Below are 19,592 nucleotides of genomic sequence, written 5' to 3'. Positions count from 1 at the left end.
TTCGTGCGCTGAGGGCTTTATGTAGCAATTAGGGTAAAACCTGGAGATCGAAAGGGAGGTAGGCCCCTTGCTGGACGTTAATAATTTTGAGTATATGAAAATTGGTCTTGCTTCACCGGATAAAATCCGTTCATGGTCTTTCGGAGAAGTTAAGAAGCCTGAAACCATTAATTATCGTACGTTAAAGCCTGAAAAAGACGGCTTATTCTGTGAACGAATTTTTGGTCCAACAAAGGATTGGGAATGTCATTGTGGTAAATACAAGCGTGTCCGTTATAAGGGTGTCGTTTGTGACCGTTGTGGAGTTGAAGTAACGCGTGCTAAGGTTCGTCGTGAACGTATGGGTCACATCGAATTAGCAGCACCTGTTTCTCATATTTGGTACTTTAAAGGTATTCCAAGCCGTATGGGTCTTGTTTTAGACATGTCCCCACGTGCGTTGGAGGAAGTTATTTATTTCGCATCATATGTTGTAACAGAATCAGGTGATACTGCACTTGATAAGAAGCAACTTTTATCTGAAAAGGAATATCGTGCCTATCGTGAAAAGTACGGCAATAAATTCCAAGCAGCGATGGGGGCAGAGGCCATTAAAAAGCTTCTTTCCGATATCGATCTAAACAAGGAAGTTGATGCGTTAAAAGAGGAGTTAAAAACTGCACAAGGTCAACGACGCACACGTGCGATCAAACGCCTTGAAGTATTAGAAGCATTCCGTGGTTCTGGTAATGAGCCTGATTGGATGATTCTAGATGTACTTCCGGTTATTCCTCCAGAACTTCGTCCAATGGTTCAATTGGATGGAGGCAGATTTGCAACATCTGACTTAAACGATCTTTACCGTCGTGTTATTAACCGTAATAACCGTTTAAAGCGTTTATTGGATCTTGGTGCACCAAGCATTATCGTTCAAAACGAAAAGCGTATGCTTCAAGAAGCAGTTGATGCTTTAATCGATAACGGCCGTCGCGGTCGTCCTGTTACAGGTCCTGGTAACCGTCCGTTAAAATCGCTTTCGCATATGCTTAAAGGTAAACAAGGTCGTTTCCGTCAAAACTTACTAGGTAAACGTGTTGACTACTCTGGTCGTTCCGTTATCGTTGTAGGTCCAAACCTTAAGATGTATCAATGTGGTCTTCCAAAAGAAATGGCGTTGGAGCTATTCAAACCATTTGTTATGAAGGAATTAGTTGAAAAAGGTCTGGCCCATAACATTAAGTCAGCTAAACGGAAAATTGAACGAGTTTCACCTGATGTTTGGGATGTACTAGAAGATGTTATCAGAGAGCATCCAGTTCTATTAAACCGTGCCCCTACATTGCATAGATTGGGAATTCAGGCGTTTGAACCAACATTAGTAGAAGGCCGAGCAATCCGTTTACATCCACTTGTATGTACTGCTTATAACGCAGACTTTGATGGTGACCAAATGGCTGTTCACGTTCCACTTTCAGCAGAAGCACAAGCAGAAGCTCGTCTCTTGATGTTAGCTGCACAAAATATTTTGAACCCTAAAGATGGTAAACCAGTTGTTACGCCTTCTCAGGATATGGTATTAGGTAACTATTACTTGACCCTGGAACGTGAGGGAATAGTTGGTGAAGGAATGGTATTTAAAGATACAAGTGAAGCTGTCCTTGCTTACCAAAATGGGTATGTTCATTTTCATACACGTGTTGCGGTTCATGCTCGTTCATTGGGAAATGAAACCTTTACTGAAGAACAAAACAATAAGTTATTAATCACTACGGTTGGTAAACTTATTTTTAACGAGATTCTTCCTAAATCTTTCCCATATATCAATGAACCAACTAGACATAATTTAGAAGTTGAAACACCAGCGAATTATTTCGTTGAAAAAGGTGAAGACGTAAAAGCGCGAATCAAGGAAATGCCATTGATTGATCCGTTTAAAAAGAAAATCCTTGGAAATATCATTGCAGAAGTATTCAAACGCTTCAAAATTACTGAAACGTCGAAAATGCTTGATCGCATGAAGGATTTAGGCTTTAAACACTCAACAAAAGCTGGTATTACTGTTGGTGTGGCTGACATCGTCGTACTTCCTGAAAAACAACAAATTCTTCATGAAGCACAAGAAAAAGTAGATAACGTAATGAAGCAGTTTAGACGTGGTCTAATCACGGAAGATGAGCGTTATGATCGTGTTATCGCCATCTGGAGTGCTGCCAAGGATACCATTCAAGGGAAACTAATGAAATCCTTGAATAAAACAAATCCAATCTTTATGATGAGTGATTCCGGTGCCCGTGGTAACGCCTCTAACTTTACACAGCTTGCTGGTATGCGTGGTCTGATGGCCAACCCGGCTGGACGGATCATTGAGTTACCAATCAAGTCAAGTTTCCGTGAAGGATTAACGGTTTTAGAATACTTTATCTCCACACACGGTGCCCGTAAAGGTCTTGCCGATACTGCACTTAAAACAGCTGACTCAGGATACCTCACACGTCGACTTGTTGACGTTGCGCAAGATGTTATTGTTCGTGAGGACGACTGTGGAACTGATCGTGGATTTACAATTAGTGCTTTAAAAGACGGTACAGAGATTATAGAAGGATTGGATGAACGTTTAATTGGCCGCTATGCACGCAAAGCGATCAAGCATCCTGAAACAGGAGAAGTTCTTGTTCCTGAAAATGGTCTCATTACAGAAGATTTAGCTGAAACCATTGTTGGTGCAGGCGTTGAAACTGTAAAAATCCGTTCTGCCTTTACATGTAACACTCGTCATGGTGTATGTAAGAAATGTTACGGACGTAACTTGGCAACTGGTCAAGAGGTTGAAGTGGGTGAAGCAGTTGGTATCATTGCTGCGCAATCCATCGGTGAACCAGGTACACAGTTAACGATGCGTACATTCCATACAGGCGGTGTAGCAGGAGACGATATTACACAAGGTTTACCGCGTATCCAAGAAATTTTTGAAGCGCGTAACCCTAAAGGTCAAGCCGTTATTTCAGAAATCGATGGTGTGGTTGTGGGTATTAATGAAGGACGTGATCGCCAGCATGAAATCGTCGTACAAGGCGAAGTGGAATCACGCACTTACAATGCCCCATATACAGCTCGAGTGAAAGTGGCCATCAACGATCAAGTTGCCCGTGGTCAGGAATTAACGGAAGGTTCTATCGATCCGAAGGAATTAATTAAAGTAAAAGACGTTAGATCTGTACAAGAATACCTATTGCGTGAAGTACAAAAAGTTTACCGCATGCAAGGGGTTGAAATTGGCGATAAACACGTCGAAGTAATGGTTCGTCAAATGCTCCGCAAAATTCGTGTTAGCGATGCAGGTGAAACAGAGGTACTTCCAGGTACACTTCTTGATATTCACCAGTTTACGGATGCCAATGAAAAAGCATTACTTGAAGGTAAATTGCCTGCAACAGGACGTCCAGTCTTACTTGGTATTACAAAAGCATCTCTTGAAACGGATTCATTCCTATCTGCCGCATCGTTTCAAGAAACAACAAGAGTTCTTACAGATGCAGCGATCAAAGGTAAACGTGATGAATTACTCGGCTTGAAAGAGAATGTTATCATCGGGAAACTTGTTCCAGCGGGAACTGGTATGCAGCGTTATCGAAAAGCAGAGCCGATTCTTCGCGATACCACTTCCGAAGAAACAGTTGCTGTAGATTAATGAAACATGCTCAAGCGACGATTCAATATCAGCGCTTGAGCATCCTATAGATGGTACCTGCATTTCAGCAGGTACCTATTTAAAGGAAATAACTTACATTTAGTTGTTTGCAATAAAAAGAGAAACTACTGTTGACATCTAATTGGTAAGATGATACTATATCAAAGGTGCTCCTATTCACCTGATACTTTGGAGGATATGATTTATGTCTTATGAAAAAGTATTGCAGGCACATAAGTTTGTTATAGGAACAAAACAAACAGTGAAAGCACTAAGAGAGGGAAACGTCATAGAGCTTGTCGTTGCAGACGATGCTGAACAAAAAGTTACAGCAAAAGTCGTTGAAGAAGCTTTAATGGTAAACGTCCCGATCCTACATGTGGATTCGATGAAAAAACTCGGTAAAGCATGTGGAATTGATGTTGGTGCGGCAACTGTTGCTATTATCCGTTAAAAACTGTTTTTGTAGATAGAGTAGTCTGCAAAAACTTTGTTTTTGCAAAAAAATGAACCACCTGGATGTGTGGGCTTACAAAAAATCGAAGGGAGGAAAAATTCATGCCTACTATTAACCAATTAGTGCGCAAGCCTCGTCAATCAAAAGAGGAAAAGTCAAAATCACCTGCGTTAAACAAAGGTTATAACAGCTTCAAGAAATCACAAACAAATGTATCTTCACCTCAAAAACGTGGAGTATGTACTCGTGTTGGTACAATGACTCCAAAGAAACCAAACTCAGCGTTACGTAAATATGCACGTGTACGTTTGACAAATGGTATTGAGGTAACAGCTTACATTCCTGGTATCGGCCACAACCTTCAAGAGCACAGTGTTGTTCTTATTCGCGGAGGACGTGTAAAGGACTTACCAGGGGTACGTTATCACATCGTACGTGGAGCGCTTGATACTGCTGGTGTTAACAACCGTATGCAAGGTCGTTCTAAATATGGTACTAAGAGACCAAAAGCAGCTAAGAAATAATCAACCTAAATAGAAGCTTCTTTGAAAGGAGGAAAATACATGCCACGTAAAGGTCCTGTAGCAAAAAGAGACGTATTACCAGATCCGCTTTATAATTCTAAATTAGTTACTCGTTTAATCAACAAAATGATGGTTGACGGTAAAAGAGGTAAATCCCAAGAAATTCTTTACTCTGCGTTCGATACAATTCGCGAACGTTCTGGCAAAGAGCCAATGGAAATCTTCGATGCAGCGATGAAGAACATCATGCCTGTACTTGAAGTTAGAGCTCGTCGTGTTGGCGGTGCTAACTATCAAGTTCCAGTTGAGGTGCGTCCAGATCGCCGTTCAACTTTAGGTCTTCGTTGGTTAGTGAACTATGCGCGTCTTCGCGGTGAAAAAACGATGGAAGAGCGTTTAGCTAACGAAATCATGGATGCAGCTAATAACACTGGTGCATCTGTTAAGAAACGTGAAGATACACACAAAATGGCAGAAGCAAACAAAGCGTTTGCTCACTATCGTTGGTAATCTAACCTTCAATATAAAAACTTTCATACTAGGAAGGAGAAAGACCCAATGGCAAGAGAGTTCTCCTTAGAAAACACTCGTAATATCGGTATCATGGCACACATTGATGCCGGTAAAACGACTACCACTGAGCGTGTCCTTTATTACACTGGTAAGATTCATAAAATCGGTGAAACACATGAAGGTGCTTCTCAGATGGACTGGATGGAGCAAGAACAAGAACGCGGAATTACAATTACTTCTGCTGCGACAACAGCAGAATGGAAAAACCACCGCGTAAACATCATTGACACTCCAGGACACGTAGACTTCACTGTTGAAGTTGAGCGTTCCCTACGTGTTCTTGATGGTGCTGTAGCCGTTCTAGATGCTCAATCAGGTGTAGAACCACAAACTGAAACAGTTTGGCGTCAAGCTACAACTTATGGAGTACCACGTGTTGTATTTGTAAACAAGATGGATAAAATTGGAGCTGACTTCCTCTATTCTGTAGGAACCATCCATGACCGTCTTCAAGCAAATGCTCACCCAATTCAGTTACCAATTGGTGCTGAAGACGAATTCTCAGCAATCATTGACCTTGTGGAAATGAACGCAGTATTCTACAGTAATGACCTAGGCACAGATATTGAAGTGCGTGACATTCCTGAAGAATTCAAAGCCCAAGCTGATGAATATCGTGAAAAGTTAGTAGAAGCAGTAGCTGAGTTAGATGAAGAATTAATGGAAAAATACCTTGGTGGTGAAGAAATCACTAAAGAAGAGCTAAAATCAGCGATTCGTAAAGGTACCGTTAATGTTGAGTTCTTCCCAGTTATCTGTGGATCAGCTTTTAAAAACAAAGGTGTTCAGTTAATGTTAGATGCTGTCATTGACTATCTTCCATCACCATTAGATGTACCAGCTATTCAAGGTCATGTTCCGGATTCGGAAGATGAAGTAATTGAAAAGCACTCAAGTGATGAAGAGCCATTTGCTGCTCTAGCATTCAAAGTTATGACTGACCCTTATGTTGGTAAGTTAACATTCTTCCGTGTTTACTCTGGAACTTTAGAATCTGGATCATATGTTCAGAACTCCACTAAAGGAAAGCGTGAACGTGTTGGTCGTATTCTACAAATGCATGCAAATAGCCGTAAAGAAATCTCTAAGGTTTATGCCGGTGACATTGCAGCAGCTGTAGGTCTGAAAGATACAACTACTGGTGATACTCTATGTGATGACAAAAACCTTGTTATCCTTGAGTCTATGCAATTCCCAGAGCCAGTAATTCAACTTTCAGTTGAACCAAAATCTAAAGCTGACCAAGATAAAATGGGTCAAGCTTTACAAAAACTTCAAGAAGAAGATCCTACTTTCCGCGCACACACAGATCAGGAAACTGGTCAAACCATCATCGCTGGTATGGGTGAGCTTCACCTAGATATCATCGTTGACCGTATGCGTCGTGAATTTAAGGTTGAAGCTAACGTAGGTGCACCACAGGTTGCTTACCGTGAAACATTCCGTGCTTCTGCACAAGTTGAAGGTAAGTTTGCACGTCAATCTGGTGGTCGCGGACAATACGGACACGTTTGGATTGAGTTCTCTCCTAACGAAGAAGGTAAAGGCTTCGAATTCGAAAACGGTATTGTCGGTGGTGTTGTTCCACGTGAATACATCGCTCCAGTACAAGCTGGACTTGAAGATGCTTTACAACGTGGTGTTCTTGCAGGATATCCACTAGTTGATATTAAAGCAAGATTATTTGACGGATCATACCATGATGTTGACTCCTCTGAAATGGCGTTTAAAATTGCCGCATCTATGGCACTTAAAAATGCTGCTTCAAAATGTCAGCCAGTTATCCTTGAGCCTATGATGAGAGTTGAAGTTGTTATCCCTGAAGAATATCTAGGCGATATTATGGGACAAATCACTGCTCGACGCGGCCGTGTAGAAGGTATGGAAGCACGTGGTAATGCACAGGTAGTTCGTGCGATGGTTCCACTTTCAGAAATGTTTGGATATGCAACTGCTCTTCGTTCAAGTACACAAGGTCGTGGAGTATTCTCTATGCACTTCGATCACTACGAAGAAGTTCCAAAATCAGTTTCTGAAGAAATTATCAAAAAAAATAAAGGTGAATAATTGATTTCTACCTTTATATAAAGTATAAATACTATTGTAAGTTGTGGAAGCTGAGAAGATGGGACAACCAATTCACAGCTTCCATAAAAAAATATACTTAACTTTTATAATCCAAAGGAGGATTTTCCAAATGGCAAAAGCTAAATTCGACCGTTCAAAGCCACACGTTAACATTGGTACAATCGGACACGTTGACCACGGTAAAACTACTTTAACAGCAGCAATCACTTCTGTTCTTGCAAAAACTGGTAAAGCAGAAGCTCGTGCATACGATCAAATTGATGGTGCACCAGAAGAAAAAGAACGTGGTATCACAATCTCAACTGCACACGTTGAATATGAAACTGATGCTCGTCACTACGCACACGTAGACTGCCCAGGACACGCTGACTATGTTAAAAACATGATCACTGGTGCAGCACAAATGGACGGCGGTATCCTAGTTGTATCTGCAACTGACGGCCCAATGCCACAAACTCGTGAACACATTCTTCTTTCTCGTCAAGTAGGTGTTCCATACCTAGTTGTTTTCATGAACAAGTGTGATATGGTTGACGATGAAGAACTTCTTGAATTAGTAGAAATGGAAATTCGTGATCTATTAACAGAATACGACTTCCCTGGCGATGACACTCCAGTTATCAAAGGTTCTGCTCTTAAAGCATTAGAAGGCGAAGCTGCTTGGGAAGAAAAAATCAACGAACTTATGTCTGCTGTTGACGAATGGATCCCAACTCCAACTCGTGACACTGACAAACCTTTCATGATGCCTGTTGAGGATGTATTCTCAATCACTGGCCGTGGAACAGTTGCTACAGGACGTGTAGAACGTGGTGTAGTTAAAGTTGGTGACGTAGTTGAAATCGTAGGTTTCACTGAAGAACCAAAATCTACTACTGTAACTGGTGTAGAAATGTTCCGTAAGCTTCTTGATTATGCAGAAGCTGGTGACAACATCGGTGCTCTTCTTCGTGGCGTAGCACGTGAAGAAATCGAACGTGGACAAGTTTTGGCTAAGCCAAAATCAATCACTCCACACACAAAGTTCAAAGCACAAGTTTACGTTTTATCAAAAGAAGAAGGTGGACGTCACACTCCATTCTTCTCAAACTATCGTCCACAATTCTATTTCCGTACTTCTGATATCACTGGTGTTGTACACCTTCCAGAAGGTACTGAAATGGTTATGCCTGGCGACCACATTGAAATGACTGTTGAGCTTATCGCTCCAGTTGCGATCGAAGAAGGAACTAAGTTCTCAATTCGTGAAGGTGGCCGTACTGTAGGTTCAGGTTCAATCACTACAATCACTGAGTAATTGATAAATAACGAAAGCAGATGGGTGACGATCCATCTGTTTTTTTGTGTACATTTATAATAGAAGAAGGTTGAATAAGCTCCTTTCGATTTACTCAGTTTGTTGTTTGGAGGACCTGGAACGGAAATAAATAGACCACGTTAACACTGCTGAAAGACGAGTTTCTTCTATATAAATATATTCGAAATATTCCCTTCTCTTATTTTGAATTAGGACATTTTTGGATATTGATATTAATAGTTGAAAAAACAAGAAACAGCCGCTATAATAAGAAAAGTGTTCAAAACAGAGACATAAAGAAAAAATGATAATAAATGTTGCGTTTGCTTTATGTTTTATGTATAATAGACAATGTTGGTCTTTGACTGCGATGATGTGGAAGGTTGCTGACACACCCGGCCGCTTTGCCATGGCGAGTGTGTGGGAAATTTTCACTGAGAATGTCTATTTCAAAAATAGGCGAATAAAGGAGGGAAAATAATGGCAAAACAAAAAATTCGTATCCGTTTAAAAGCGTATGATCACAGAATCCTTGATCAATCTGCAGAAAAAATCGTTGAAACAGCAAAACGTTCAGGTGCGGCTGTATCTGGTCCAATTCCGTTACCAACTGAAAAAACTGTTTACACTATTCTTCGTGCGGTTCATAAGTACAAAGATTCACGTGAGCAATTCGAACAACGGACACATAAGCGTCTAATCGACATCGTTAATCCAACTCCACAAACAGTTGATGCGTTAATGCGTTTAGATTTACCATCTGGTGTTGATATCGAAATTAAACTTTAATCAAAATAAAAACAAACACAAAATTAGGAGGTGTGACTTACATGACCAAAGGAATCTTAGGAAGAAAGATTGGTATGACTCAAGTATTTGCAGAAAACGGCACTTTAATCCCCGTTACTGTTGTTGAGGTAGCTCCAAACGTTGTTCTTCAAAAGAAATCAGTTGACAGTGACGGATATGTTGCCGTTCAAGTTGGTTTTGAAGACAAACGTGAAAAGTTATCTAACAAACCTGAAAAGGGACATGTTGCGAAAGCAAATACTGCTCCTAAGCGCTTCATTCGCGAATTCCGCGGAGACGACTTAGCAGCATATGAAGTTGGTCAGGAAGTCAAAGTTGATATTTTCGCTCAAGGAGATATCGTAGATGTAACAGGAATCTCAAAGGGTAAAGGTTTCCAAGGTGTTATCAAACGCCACGGACAATCACGCGGCCCAATGGCTCACGGTTCACGTTATCATCGTCGTCCTGGTTCAATGGGACCAGTTGCTCCAAACCGCGTATTCAAAGGTAAATTATTACCAGGACGTATGGGTGGAGAACAAATTACTGTTCAAAATCTTGAAATTATCAAGGTTGATGTTGAACGTAACTTGCTTTTAATCAAAGGTAACGTACCAGGCCCTAAAAAAGCATTATTAAAAATCAAAGGTGCGGTTAAAGCATAAATACCTTTTAAGAAAGGAGGAACAAAGGAATGCCTAAAGTAGCATTATTAAACCAAAACGGTTCACAAGTTGGTGATATCGAGCTTAATGAAGCAGTTTTTGGTATTGAGCCTAACCAACACGTATTATTCGAAGCGATTGTTATGCAACGTGCTTCATTACGTCAAGGTACTCATAAAACAAAAATTCGTTCTGAAGTACGCGGCGGTGGTCGTAAACCATGGCGTCAAAAAGGAACTGGTCGTGCACGTCAAGGATCAATCCGTTCACCACAATGGCGCGGAGGTGGTACTGTTTTCGGTCCAACACCACGCAGCTACAGCTACAAATTACCGAAAAAGGTACGTCGCTTAGCAATCAAATCTGCACTTTCATCTAAAGTGTTAGAAGAAAATATCTTAGTACTTGAAAGCCTTGCTTTCAATGCACCAAAAACAAAAGATTTCAAAACAGTATTAGGTGGCCTTTCTGTTGAAACGAAAGCACTTATCGTAACTGCTGATCTAGATGAAAACGTAGCATTATCTGCACGTAACATTCCTGGAGTAACAGTAGTAACAGCTGATGGAATCAACGTATTGGACGTTGTAAATCATGATAAATTAATCATGACTAAAGCAGCGGTTGAAAAAGTAGAGGAGGTGCTTGCATAATGGATGCACGCGATATCATTAAGCGCCCCGTTATCACTGAGCGTTCTACTGACCTAATGGCTGAAAAGAAATATACGTTCGAAGTTGATGTTAGAGCTAATAAAACTCAAGTCAAAGATGCTGTTAAAGAAATCTTCGGCGTTGAAGTTGAAAAAGTAAACATCATGAACTATAAAGGTAAATTCAAACGTATGGGTAAATTCGGCGGTTACACAAACAAACGTCGTAAAGCAATTGTAAAATTAACTGCTGACAGCAAAGAAATCGAATTCTTTGAAGCATAAGAACCTAACAAGAAGAGGAGGGAAATAACATGGCGATTAAAAAGTACAAACCTACCTCCAATGGTCGTCGCGGAATGACTACTTCTGATTTCGCTGAAATCACAACTAGCACTCCAGAAAAATCTCTTTTAGCTCCGCTAACGAGAAAAGGCGGCCGTAATAACCAAGGTAAGTTAACTGTTCGTCATCAAGGTGGCGGCCATAAGCGTCAATATCGGATCATCGATTTTAAACGTAATAAAGATGGCATTCCAGGACGCGTTGCTACTATTGAGTACGATCCAAATCGTTCTGCAAACATTGCATTAATTAATTATGTTGATGGAGAAAAGCGTTATATCTTAGCTCCTAAAAACCTAGAAGTTGGTATGGAAGTAATGTCAGGCCCTGCGGCTGATATTAAAGTGGGTAATGCTCTTCCACTAGCTAACATTCCTGTTGGTACTGTTGTACACAACATCGAGTTAAAACCAGGTAAAGGCGGCCAGTTGGTTCGTTCTGCTGGAACAAGCGCACAAGTGCTTGGTAAAGAAGGAAAATACGTACTTGTACGTTTAAATTCTGGTGAAGTTCGTATGATTCTTGCTGAATGCCGTGCAACTGTCGGTCAAGTAGGAAATGAACAACACGAATTAATCAACATTGGTAAAGCCGGTCGTAATCGTTGGTTAGGCAAGCGCCCAACTGTACGTGGATCTGTAATGAACCCTAACGATCACCCACACGGTGGTGGTGAAGGACGTTCACCAATCGGACGTAAATCACCAATGTCTCCATGGGGCAAACCAACTCTTGGATACAAAACTCGTAAAAAGAAAAACAAATCAGATAAGTTTATCGTACGTCGTCGTAAAAAATAACGGGGCTATCCTACGGTTCACAAATAGAACCGTAGAACAGTCACGAAGGGAGGTTCCTTCATGGGTCGCAGCTTAAAAAAAGGACCATTTGTTGATGATCATTTAATGGTTAAGGTCGAAAAGTTGAATGAAACTGAGAGTAAGCAAGTTGTTAAAACTTGGTCTCGCCGTTCTACGATCTTCCCACAATTTATCGGCCACACAATCGCAGTTTATGATGGTCGCAAACATGTGCCTGTATATGTTACTGAAGACATGGTAGGACACAAGCTTGGAGAATTTGCTCCAACTCGTGCTTACAAAGGCCATGGTAATGATGACAAGAAAACAAGACGTTAAGAGAGGAGGGCATCCAAATGCAAGCTAAAGCTGTTGCAAGAACAGTTCGTATTGCTCCTCGTAAAGCACGTTTAGTCGTTGATTTAATCCGAGGTAAGCAAGTTGGTGAAGCGGTGGCTATTTTAAATCTTACGCCAAAGTTTGCTTCTCCAATCGTAGAGAAAGTATTAAAATCAGCTATGGCAAATGCTGAGCACAACTATGAAATGGATGTTAACAATCTAGTTGTTTCGCAAGCATTCGTTGACGAAGGACCAACTTTAAAACGTTTCCGTCCTCGCGCTATGGGCCGTGCAAGCCAAATTAACAAACGCACAAGCCACATTACAATCGTATTAACAGAAAAGAAGGAGGGATAAGCTGTGGGTCAAAAAGTAAATCCAGTCGGTTTGCGTATCGGAATCATCCGTGATTGGGAATCTAAATGGTACGCAGGTAAAGACTTCGCTACTCTTTTACACGAAGACCTTAAAATTCGTGAGTATATCACGAAACGTTTAAAAGATGCTTCTGTTTCTAAAGTAGAAATCGAACGTGCTGCTAACCGTGTGAACGTTACAGTCCATACAGCTAAGCCTGGTATGGTAATCGGTAAAGGCGGTACTGAAGTTGAAGCACTTCGTAAAGCATTAAACCAATTAACTGGCAAACGCGTTCATATCAACATTCTTGAGATCAAGAGAGCTGATCTTGATGCGAAATTAGTTGCTGAAAATATTGCTCGTCAATTAGAAAACCGTGTATCTTTCCGTCGTGCACAAAAGCAAGTTATTCAACGTGCAATGCGTGCTGGTGCGAAAGGTATCAAAACACAAGTATCTGGTCGTCTAGGCGGTGCAGATATCGCTCGTGCTGAACATTACAGCGAAGGAACTGTTCCACTTCATACTCTTCGCGCTGATATCGACTATGCTACTGCTGAAGCTGACACTACTTATGGTAAGCTAGGCGTAAAAGTGTGGATCTATAAGGGAGAAGTCCTTCCTACTAAGAAGAAAAATGCGGAAGGAGGCAAATAATCATGTTATTGCCAAAACGCGTAAAATATCGCCGTCAACACCGTGGAAAGATGCGCGGTCAAGCAAAAGGCGGTACTGAAGTAACTTTCGGTGAATTCGGCCTACAAGCAATGGAAGCTTCTTGGATTACAAATCGTCAAATCGAAGCTGCTCGTATTGCAATGACACGTTACATGAAACGTGGCGGTAAAGTTTGGATTAAAATATTTCCTCACAAGCCATACACTGCTAAGCCATTAGAAGTACGGATGGGTTCCGGTAAAGGGGCACCTGAAGGCTGGGTAGCTGTTGTTAAGCCTGGAAAAGTTATGTTCGAAATTGCTGGGGTTTCAGAAGAAATCGCTCGTGAAGCACTTCGACTTGCAATGCACAAACTTCCAGTTAAATGTAAGTTTGTAAAACGAGAAGAAATTGGTGGTGAATCAAGTGAAAGCTAATGAACTACGTGACCTTACCACTGCTGAAATTGAACAAAAAGTAAAATCTCTAAAAGAAGAGCTTTTCAACCTTCGCTTTCAATTGGCGACAGGACAACTTGAAAACACAGCTCGTATTCGTGAAGTACGTAAATCGATTGCTCGCATGAAGACAGTTGTTCGTGAAAGAGAAATCAGCGTTAACAAGTAATTACCTGAGAGGAGGTTCACACAATGAGTGAACGTAACCAGCGCAAAGTTTACACTGGACGCGTTGTTTCTGACAAAATGGATAAAACCGTTACTGTACTAGTAGAAACACACAAAAAGCATCCTTTATATGGTAAACGCGTTAAATACTCTAAAAAGTTTAAAGCTCATGATGAGCAAAACACAGCAAAAATTGGCGATGTAGTACGCATCATGGAAACTCGCCCGCTTTCAGCTACTAAACGCTTCCGTTTAGTCGAAGTTGTAGAAAAAGCAGTTATTATTTAATTGTTCGGATAAGCTTCATTCCGAAGGGAGGTTACACACATGATTCAACAAGAATCACGTTTAAAAGTTGCTGACAACTCTGGTGCTCGTGAAGTACTTACGATTAAAGTTCTTGGTGGCTCTGGTCGCAAAACTGCTGGTATCGGTGATGTGATCGTTTGTACAGTAAAACAAGCAACACCTGGTGGCGTTGTTAAAAAAGGTGACGTTGTTAAGGCAGTTATTGTTCGTACAAAGAGCGGTGCGCGCCGTCCTGATGGCTCATACATTCGTTTTGATGAAAACGCATGTGTTATTATCAAAGATGATAAGAGCCCTCGTGGAACTCGTATCTTCGGACCAGTTGCTCGCGAACTTCGCGATAACAACTTCATGAAAATCGTATCATTAGCTCCAGAAGTATTATAATTTAAATCCAAATTGCCTTTAAGGAGGTGCTTACGGATGCATGTTAAAAAAGGTGATAAAGTCAGAGTGATCTCTGGTAAGGATAAAGGCAAAACAGGAGTAATCTTGGCAGCTTATCCTAAAGACAGCCGCGTTCTTGTCGAAGGTGTAAACATCGTAAAGAAACACTCTAAACCTTCTCAAGTGAACCCACAAGGCGGAATTATCAGCTTTGAGGCTCCAATCCATGTATCAAATGTTATGCCTATCGATCCGAAAACTGGTAACCCAACTCGTGTAGGGTACACTATGGTTGATGGCAAGAAAGTACGCGTAGCAAAATCCGGTGAAGTATTAGATAAATAGTTTAAATTTTAGAAGGGAGGTACCATAAGTGAACCGCCTAAAAGAAAAGTTTGTTAAAGAAGTTACTCCAGCTCTAATGAGCAAGTTCAACTATGAATCAGTAATGCAAGTTCCTAAACTTGAAAAAATCGTTATTAACATGGGTGTTGGTGATGCAGTAGCAAATGCCAAAGCTCTTGATAATGCAGTTGAGGAATTAGCAACGATCACAGGTCAAAAACCTGTTGTAACTCGTGCGAAAAAATCTATCGCTGGCTTCCGTCTTCGTGAAGGTATGCCAATCGGTGCAAAAGTTACTCTTCGCGGTGAGCGCATGTACGAATTCTTGGATAAATTAGTTTCTGTTTCTTTACCTCGTGTACGTGACTTCCGTGGTGTTTCTAAGAAAGCATTCGACGGTCGCGGTAACTATACATTGGGTATTAAAGAACAATTAATCTTCCCTGAAATTGATTACGATAAAGTAAGCAAAGTTCGTGGTATGGATATCGTTATCGTAACGACTGCAAACACTGATGAAGAATCACGTGAACTTTTAACTCAATTTGGAATGCCATTCCAAAAGTAATCGTTAAATAAGGGAGGCGAAAACGTGGCTAAAAAGTCAATGATTGCGAAACAACAACGCACGCCTAAATTCAAAGTACAAGAGTATACTCGCTGCGAACGTTGCGGACGTCCACACTCTGTATACCGTAAATTTAAGCTTTGCCGTATTTGTTTCCGTGAATTAGCATACAAAGGACAAATTCCTGGTGTTAAAAAAGCTAGCTGGTAAAACCCCAAGTCTGGGAAGGAGGTAAAAATAATGGTCATGACAGATCCAATTGCTGATATGCTTACTCGCATTCGTAATGCGAACATGGTGCGTCACGAAAAGTTAGAAGTGCCTGCTTCTAATTTGAAAAAAGAAATCGCTGAAATTCTAAAGCGCGAAGGTTTCGTACGTGACGTCGAATTTATCGAAGACGACAAACAAGGTATCATCCGTATCTTCTTAAAATACGGTGCAAATAACGAGCGCGTTATTACTGGTCTAAAGCGCATAAGCAAGCCTGGACTTCGAGTTTACGCTAAATCAAATGAGGTACCACGCGTTCTTAACGGTCTTGGTATCGCATTAGTTTCAACATCACAAGGTGTTATTACAGATAAAGAAGCTCGCTCAAAACAAATCGGCGGCGAAGTATTAGCTTACGTTTGGTAATCGAGTTTTTGAATGAATGGAGGTGCACTAAATGTCTCGCGTAGGAAAAAAACCAATTGAAATTCCAGCAGGAGTTACAGTTACTTTAAATAACAATACTGTTACGGTTAAAGGACCTAAAGGCGAATTAACTCGTTCTTTTAATCCTGATATCACAATCAACGTTGAAGAAAATCTTGTAACAATCACTCGTCCCTCTGATGCGAAAGAACACAGAGCATTGCACGGAACAACTCGTGCGGTAATTGCGAACATGGTTGAAGGTGTTTCCAATGGCTTTACAAGAGGATTAGAATTGATCGGGGTTGGGTACCGTGCTCAAAAGCAAGGTAACAAGCTTGTATTAAACGTTGGTTACTCACATCCAGTTGAAATTGAACCTGAAGCTGGCCTTGAAATCGAAGTACCTGCTAACACAAAAGTTATTGTTAAAGGTACTGACAAAGAACGTGTTGGTGCATTGGCTGCCAATATCCGTCAAGTACGTCCTCCTGAGCCTTACAAAGGTAAAGGAATTCGTTACGAAGGAGAATTCGTTCGTCGTAAAGAAGGTAAAACAGGTAAGTAATGCCTCATAGGTAAACGAAAGGAGTGACGTAAATGATTACGAAGCTTGATAAAAACGCTACTCGCAAGAAAAGACACGCTCGTGTTCGTGCGAAACTTAGCGGTACTTCAGCTCGTCCACGTCTAAATGTGTTCCGTTCAAACAAACACATTTATGCTCAATTAATCGATGATATGAATGGAGTAACTTTAGCAAGTGCTTCTACAATAGAAAAAGATTTCGGTCTTGAATCTACAAGCAACCTTGAAGCTGCACAAAAGGTCGGCGAATTAGTGGCTAAACGTGCGGTAGAAAAAGGTATCTCTTCTGTTGTCTTTGATCGTGGAGGATACCTATACCACGGACGTGTGCAAGCATTAGCTGATGCAGCTCGCGAAAACGGCTTACAATTTTAATAGACAAAGGAGGGACACAAAAAGATGCGTCGTATTGATCCAAACAAACTTGAACTTGAAGAACGCGTAGTTACGGTTAACCGTGTTGCGAAAGTTGTTAAAGGTGGACGTCGTTTCCGTTTCTCTGCTCTTGTAGTAGTTGGGGATAAAAACGGTCATGTCGGTTTCGGTACTGGTAAAGCGCAAGAAGTACCAGATGCTATCCGTAAAGCCATCGAAGATGCAAAGAAAAACTTAGTTGAAGTGCCAATGGTTGGAAGTACAATTCCTCACCAAGTAATTGGACGTTTTGGTGCTGGTGAAATTCTTCTAAAACCTGCTTCTGAAGGTACTGGAGTAATCGCTGGTGGTCCAGTTCGTGCCGTTCTTGAATTAGGCGGGGTAGCTGATATCCTTTCTAAATCATTAGGAACTAACACTCCAATTAACATGGTTCGTGCAACTATTGATGGTTTAACACAATTAAAACGTGCTGAAGACGTAGCTAAATTACGTGGTAAATCAGTAGAAGAACTGTTAGGATAAGGGGGGAAATCAAATGGCGAAACTTTTAATTACCCTCAACCGCAGCGTAATTGGTCGCCCTGAGGACCAACGCGCGACAGTTACTGCCTTAGGTTTACGTAAGTTAAATCAAACAGTTGAGCATCAGGATAACGCTGCTATTCGCGGTATGATTAACAAAGTTGCTCACCTTGTTACAGTTAAAGAACAATAATTAATTGTTTTTCTTTCATAAGGAGGTGCCAATATGAAACTTCATGAATTAAAACCTGCAGAAGGTTCTCGTCAAGAACGTAAACGTTTAGGACGCGGAATCGGTTCTGGTCAAGGGAAAACAGCGGGTAAAGGTCATAAAGGTCAAAATGCTCGATCTGGTGGCGGTGTACGCATTGGTTTCGAAGGTGGTCAAACACCTTTATACCGTCGTTTACCAAAACGCGGCTTTACAAACGTTAGCCGTAAAGAATATGCCATTGTAAATCTTGATGCCTTAAATCGCTTTGAAGAAGGTACAGAAGTTACTCCAGAACTTCTTATCGAATCAGGTGTTGTAAGCAATGAGAGAGCAGGAATTAAGATTCTTGCTAAAGGGAACGTAGAGAAAAAGTTGACTGTAAAAGCTCACAAATTCTCCTCTGCTGCTAAGGAAGCGATCGAAGCTGCCGGTGGAACTACTGAGGTGATCTAATGTTCCAAACAATCTCCAATTTTATGCGCGTGGGTGAGATAAGACGTAAGATCATATTTACGCTTTTAATGTTGGTCGTATTCAGACTTGGTACCTTTATACCAGTACCAAATGTAAATGCTGAAGTACTTGCTAGTCAGGATAAGCTAAGTGTTTTCGGTATTTTAAATACCTTCGGAGGTGGAGCGTTAAAACAATTCTCCATCTTTGCAATGGGTATTATGCCGTATATCACCGCTTCGATTATCATCCAGCTTTTACAAATGGATGTGGTTCCGAAATTTACGGAATGGTCCAAGCAAGGAGAATCTGGCCGTCGTAAGATTGCTCAGATTACCCGCTATTTTACTATTGTGCTTGGATTTATCCAAGCATTAGGTATGTCCTATGGCTTTAATAACTTAGCTAGTGGACAATTGATTGAAAACCCTGGTATTGGTACGTATCTCTTAATTGCTGTTACGTTAACTGCTGGTACTTCATTCTTGATGTGGTTGGGCGAGCAAATTACTGAAAAAGGTGTTGGAAATGGGATCTCCATCATCATCTTTGCTGGTATCGTTGCTGGTATGCCTTCAACTATCAATCAAATTTATGTTCAACAGTTTGAGAACGCAGGGGATGCTTTATTCTTACGAATTGTGACGGTGCTCATAATCCTTCTTGCAATTGTTGCAATTGTCGTTGGGGTTATTTTCATCCAACAAGCTAATCGTAAAATACCAATCCAGTATGCCAAACGTGTTGTTGCTGGTCGAAATCCAGTTGGCGGGCAATCCACTCACATGCCGTTAAAAGTTAACGCGGCGGGTGTTATTCCTGTTATCTTTGCGGTTTCATTCATTGTAACCCCTAGAACAATCGCATCATTTTTTCCAACAAATGATGTAACGCTTTGGATTACGAAAAACTTAGATTACTCTCATCCAATCGGGATGACCTTGTATGCAGCTCTAATAATCGCGTTTACTTATTTCTATGCCTTTATTCAAGTGAACCCTGAACAAGCAGCGGAGAACTTACAAAAGCAAAGCGGCTATATACCTGGGATTCGTCCTGGTAAGAGCACGCAAGAATATTTAACACGCGTCTTATACCGTTTAACCTTTGTTGGTGCAATCTTCCTTACAGTTATTGCTGTCCTTCCGACTATTTTTATTAAATTGGCGAATTTACCGCAATCGGCTCAAATTGGAGGAACAAGCTTGCTTATCGTGGTCGGTGTTGCACTTGATACGATGAAACAGCTTGAAGCACAACTAGTTAAACGTCACTATAAAGGTTTTATAAAGTAAAAGGTTTGGGGGCATTTGCTCCCCAAAAACCTATTTATAGCACGAGGGGG

The 19,592-nt window shown here is 41.0% G+C and carries 28 protein-coding genes; all 28 read left to right on the top strand.

Translation table 11 applies throughout. The features are described 5' to 3' along the window. Positions 1-67: 67 nt before the first annotated feature. The 28 genes from rpoC to secY all read left to right on the top strand — a co-directional run bounded on the left by rpoC (position 68) and on the right by secY (position 19,542). Positions 68-3,667 carry a DNA-directed RNA polymerase subunit beta' gene (gene rpoC, locus TY15_RS10205; protein WP_040203225.1) on the top strand — a complete coding sequence of 1,200 codons (3,600 nt, stop codon included), beginning with the start codon at positions 68-70 and terminating at the stop codon, positions 3,665-3,667. 205 nt (positions 3,668-3,872) lie between these two features. Then, positions 3,873-4,121 (top strand): 50S ribosomal protein L7ae-like protein, encoded by a 249-nt coding sequence (locus TY15_RS10200; protein ID WP_040203226.1) that lies wholly within the window; start codon positions 3,873-3,875, stop codon positions 4,119-4,121. A gap of 104 nt (positions 4,122-4,225) precedes the next feature. Next, a complete protein-coding gene (rpsL, locus tag TY15_RS10195) occupies positions 4,226-4,648 on the top strand; it encodes a 30S ribosomal protein S12 (RefSeq protein ID WP_026565517.1) in 423 nt (140 codons plus the stop codon). 39 nt (positions 4,649-4,687) lie between these two features. Further along, on the top strand, positions 4,688-5,158 hold the full coding sequence (gene rpsG, locus TY15_RS10190) for a 30S ribosomal protein S7 (protein WP_040203232.1): 471 nt from the start codon (positions 4,688-4,690) through the stop codon (positions 5,156-5,158). 48 nt (positions 5,159-5,206) lie between these two features. Beyond that, positions 5,207-7,288 carry an elongation factor G gene (gene fusA, locus TY15_RS10185; protein ID WP_040203233.1) on the top strand — a complete coding sequence of 694 codons (2,082 nt, stop codon included), beginning with the start codon at positions 5,207-5,209 and terminating at the stop codon, positions 7,286-7,288. Between the two features lie 130 nt (positions 7,289-7,418). Continuing rightward, complete coding sequence (gene tuf, locus TY15_RS10180) at positions 7,419-8,606, top strand: elongation factor Tu (protein ID WP_040203234.1); 1,188 nt, start codon at positions 7,419-7,421, stop codon at positions 8,604-8,606. A gap of 480 nt (positions 8,607-9,086) precedes the next feature. Next, on the top strand, positions 9,087-9,395 hold the full coding sequence (gene rpsJ, locus TY15_RS10175) for a 30S ribosomal protein S10 (RefSeq protein ID WP_026565521.1): 309 nt from the start codon (positions 9,087-9,089) through the stop codon (positions 9,393-9,395). A gap of 41 nt (positions 9,396-9,436) precedes the next feature. Then, positions 9,437-10,063 carry a 50S ribosomal protein L3 gene (gene rplC, locus TY15_RS10170; protein ID WP_040203236.1) on the top strand — a complete coding sequence of 209 codons (627 nt, stop codon included), beginning with the start codon at positions 9,437-9,439 and terminating at the stop codon, positions 10,061-10,063. Positions 10,064-10,092: 29 nt separating this feature from the next. Then, positions 10,093-10,716 (top strand): 50S ribosomal protein L4, encoded by a 624-nt coding sequence (gene rplD / locus TY15_RS10165; protein WP_040203237.1) that lies wholly within the window; start codon positions 10,093-10,095, stop codon positions 10,714-10,716. Continuing rightward, positions 10,716-11,000: a 50S ribosomal protein L23 gene (gene rplW / locus TY15_RS10160; protein WP_040203238.1), complete on the top strand. Its 285-nt coding sequence runs from the start codon at positions 10,716-10,718 to the stop codon at positions 10,998-11,000. The genes rplD and rplW overlap by 1 nt, the downstream gene beginning before the upstream one ends. A 29-nt stretch (positions 11,001-11,029) precedes the next feature. Further along, positions 11,030-11,860 (top strand): 50S ribosomal protein L2, encoded by an 831-nt coding sequence (gene rplB, locus TY15_RS10155; RefSeq protein ID WP_040203240.1) that lies wholly within the window; start codon positions 11,030-11,032, stop codon positions 11,858-11,860. A 60-nt stretch (positions 11,861-11,920) separates the two neighbouring features. Further along, entirely contained in the window at positions 11,921-12,199 is a 279-nt protein-coding gene (gene rpsS, locus TY15_RS10150) for a 30S ribosomal protein S19 (RefSeq protein WP_040203241.1), read from the top strand. 17 nt (positions 12,200-12,216) lie between these two features. Then, on the top strand, positions 12,217-12,558 hold the full coding sequence (rplV, locus tag TY15_RS10145; protein WP_040203242.1) for a 50S ribosomal protein L22: 342 nt from the start codon (positions 12,217-12,219) through the stop codon (positions 12,556-12,558). Positions 12,559-12,561: 3 nt separating this feature from the next. Continuing rightward, positions 12,562-13,218, top strand: a complete 657-nt coding sequence (rpsC, locus tag TY15_RS10140) for a 30S ribosomal protein S3 (RefSeq protein WP_040203244.1) — start codon at positions 12,562-12,564, stop codon at positions 13,216-13,218. Between the two features lie 2 nt (positions 13,219-13,220). Continuing rightward, the gene (rplP, locus tag TY15_RS10135) at positions 13,221-13,655 is read left to right on the top strand and encodes a 50S ribosomal protein L16 (RefSeq protein ID WP_040203246.1); all 435 of its coding nucleotides are present in this window, start codon (positions 13,221-13,223) and stop codon (positions 13,653-13,655) included. Further along, complete coding sequence (gene rpmC / locus TY15_RS10130) at positions 13,645-13,845, top strand: 50S ribosomal protein L29 (protein WP_040203247.1); 201 nt, start codon at positions 13,645-13,647, stop codon at positions 13,843-13,845. The genes rplP and rpmC overlap by 11 nt, the downstream gene beginning before the upstream one ends. A 23-nt stretch (positions 13,846-13,868) precedes the next feature. Further along, on the top strand, positions 13,869-14,132 hold the full coding sequence (rpsQ, locus tag TY15_RS10125; protein WP_040203248.1) for a 30S ribosomal protein S17: 264 nt from the start codon (positions 13,869-13,871) through the stop codon (positions 14,130-14,132). Positions 14,133-14,171: 39 nt separating this feature from the next. After that, the gene (gene rplN, locus TY15_RS10120; protein WP_034676100.1) at positions 14,172-14,540 is read left to right on the top strand and encodes a 50S ribosomal protein L14; all 369 of its coding nucleotides are present in this window, start codon (positions 14,172-14,174) and stop codon (positions 14,538-14,540) included. 36 nt (positions 14,541-14,576) lie between these two features. Continuing rightward, on the top strand, positions 14,577-14,885 hold the full coding sequence (gene rplX / locus TY15_RS10115; RefSeq protein WP_040203251.1) for a 50S ribosomal protein L24: 309 nt from the start codon (positions 14,577-14,579) through the stop codon (positions 14,883-14,885). 28 nt (positions 14,886-14,913) lie between these two features. Next, complete coding sequence (gene rplE / locus TY15_RS10110; RefSeq protein ID WP_040203253.1) at positions 14,914-15,453, top strand: 50S ribosomal protein L5; 540 nt, start codon at positions 14,914-14,916, stop codon at positions 15,451-15,453. A gap of 24 nt (positions 15,454-15,477) precedes the next feature. Then, complete coding sequence (gene rpsN, locus TY15_RS10105; RefSeq protein WP_007085277.1) at positions 15,478-15,663, top strand: 30S ribosomal protein S14; 186 nt, start codon at positions 15,478-15,480, stop codon at positions 15,661-15,663. A gap of 30 nt (positions 15,664-15,693) precedes the next feature. Beyond that, positions 15,694-16,092: a 30S ribosomal protein S8 gene (gene rpsH / locus TY15_RS10100; RefSeq protein ID WP_040203254.1), complete on the top strand. Its 399-nt coding sequence runs from the start codon at positions 15,694-15,696 to the stop codon at positions 16,090-16,092. Positions 16,093-16,123: 31 nt separating this feature from the next. Beyond that, positions 16,124-16,660 (top strand): 50S ribosomal protein L6, encoded by a 537-nt coding sequence (gene rplF / locus TY15_RS10095; RefSeq protein WP_040203256.1) that lies wholly within the window; start codon positions 16,124-16,126, stop codon positions 16,658-16,660. Positions 16,661-16,692: 32 nt separating this feature from the next. Continuing rightward, positions 16,693-17,055: a 50S ribosomal protein L18 gene (gene rplR / locus TY15_RS10090; protein ID WP_040203257.1), complete on the top strand. Its 363-nt coding sequence runs from the start codon at positions 16,693-16,695 to the stop codon at positions 17,053-17,055. Between the two features lie 24 nt (positions 17,056-17,079). Beyond that, positions 17,080-17,580 (top strand): 30S ribosomal protein S5, encoded by a 501-nt coding sequence (gene rpsE, locus TY15_RS10085; RefSeq protein WP_040203260.1) that lies wholly within the window; start codon positions 17,080-17,082, stop codon positions 17,578-17,580. A 13-nt stretch (positions 17,581-17,593) separates the two neighbouring features. After that, on the top strand, positions 17,594-17,773 hold the full coding sequence (gene rpmD / locus TY15_RS10080; RefSeq protein WP_024027891.1) for a 50S ribosomal protein L30: 180 nt from the start codon (positions 17,594-17,596) through the stop codon (positions 17,771-17,773). 33 nt (positions 17,774-17,806) lie between these two features. Beyond that, positions 17,807-18,247 (top strand): 50S ribosomal protein L15, encoded by a 441-nt coding sequence (rplO, locus tag TY15_RS10075; RefSeq protein ID WP_040203263.1) that lies wholly within the window; start codon positions 17,807-17,809, stop codon positions 18,245-18,247. After that, positions 18,247-19,542 carry a preprotein translocase subunit SecY gene (secY, locus tag TY15_RS10070; protein WP_040203264.1) on the top strand — a complete coding sequence of 432 codons (1,296 nt, stop codon included), beginning with the start codon at positions 18,247-18,249 and terminating at the stop codon, positions 19,540-19,542. Before rplO ends, secY begins: the two co-directional genes overlap by 1 nt. Positions 19,543-19,592 lie beyond the last annotated feature (50 nt).

The sequence above is a fragment of the Neobacillus jeddahensis genome (assembly GCF_000612625.1).
Classification (GTDB): domain Bacteria; phylum Bacillota; class Bacilli; order Bacillales; family Cytobacillaceae; genus Neobacillus; species Neobacillus jeddahensis.
This window is presented reverse-complemented; position numbering and strand designations above follow the sequence as displayed.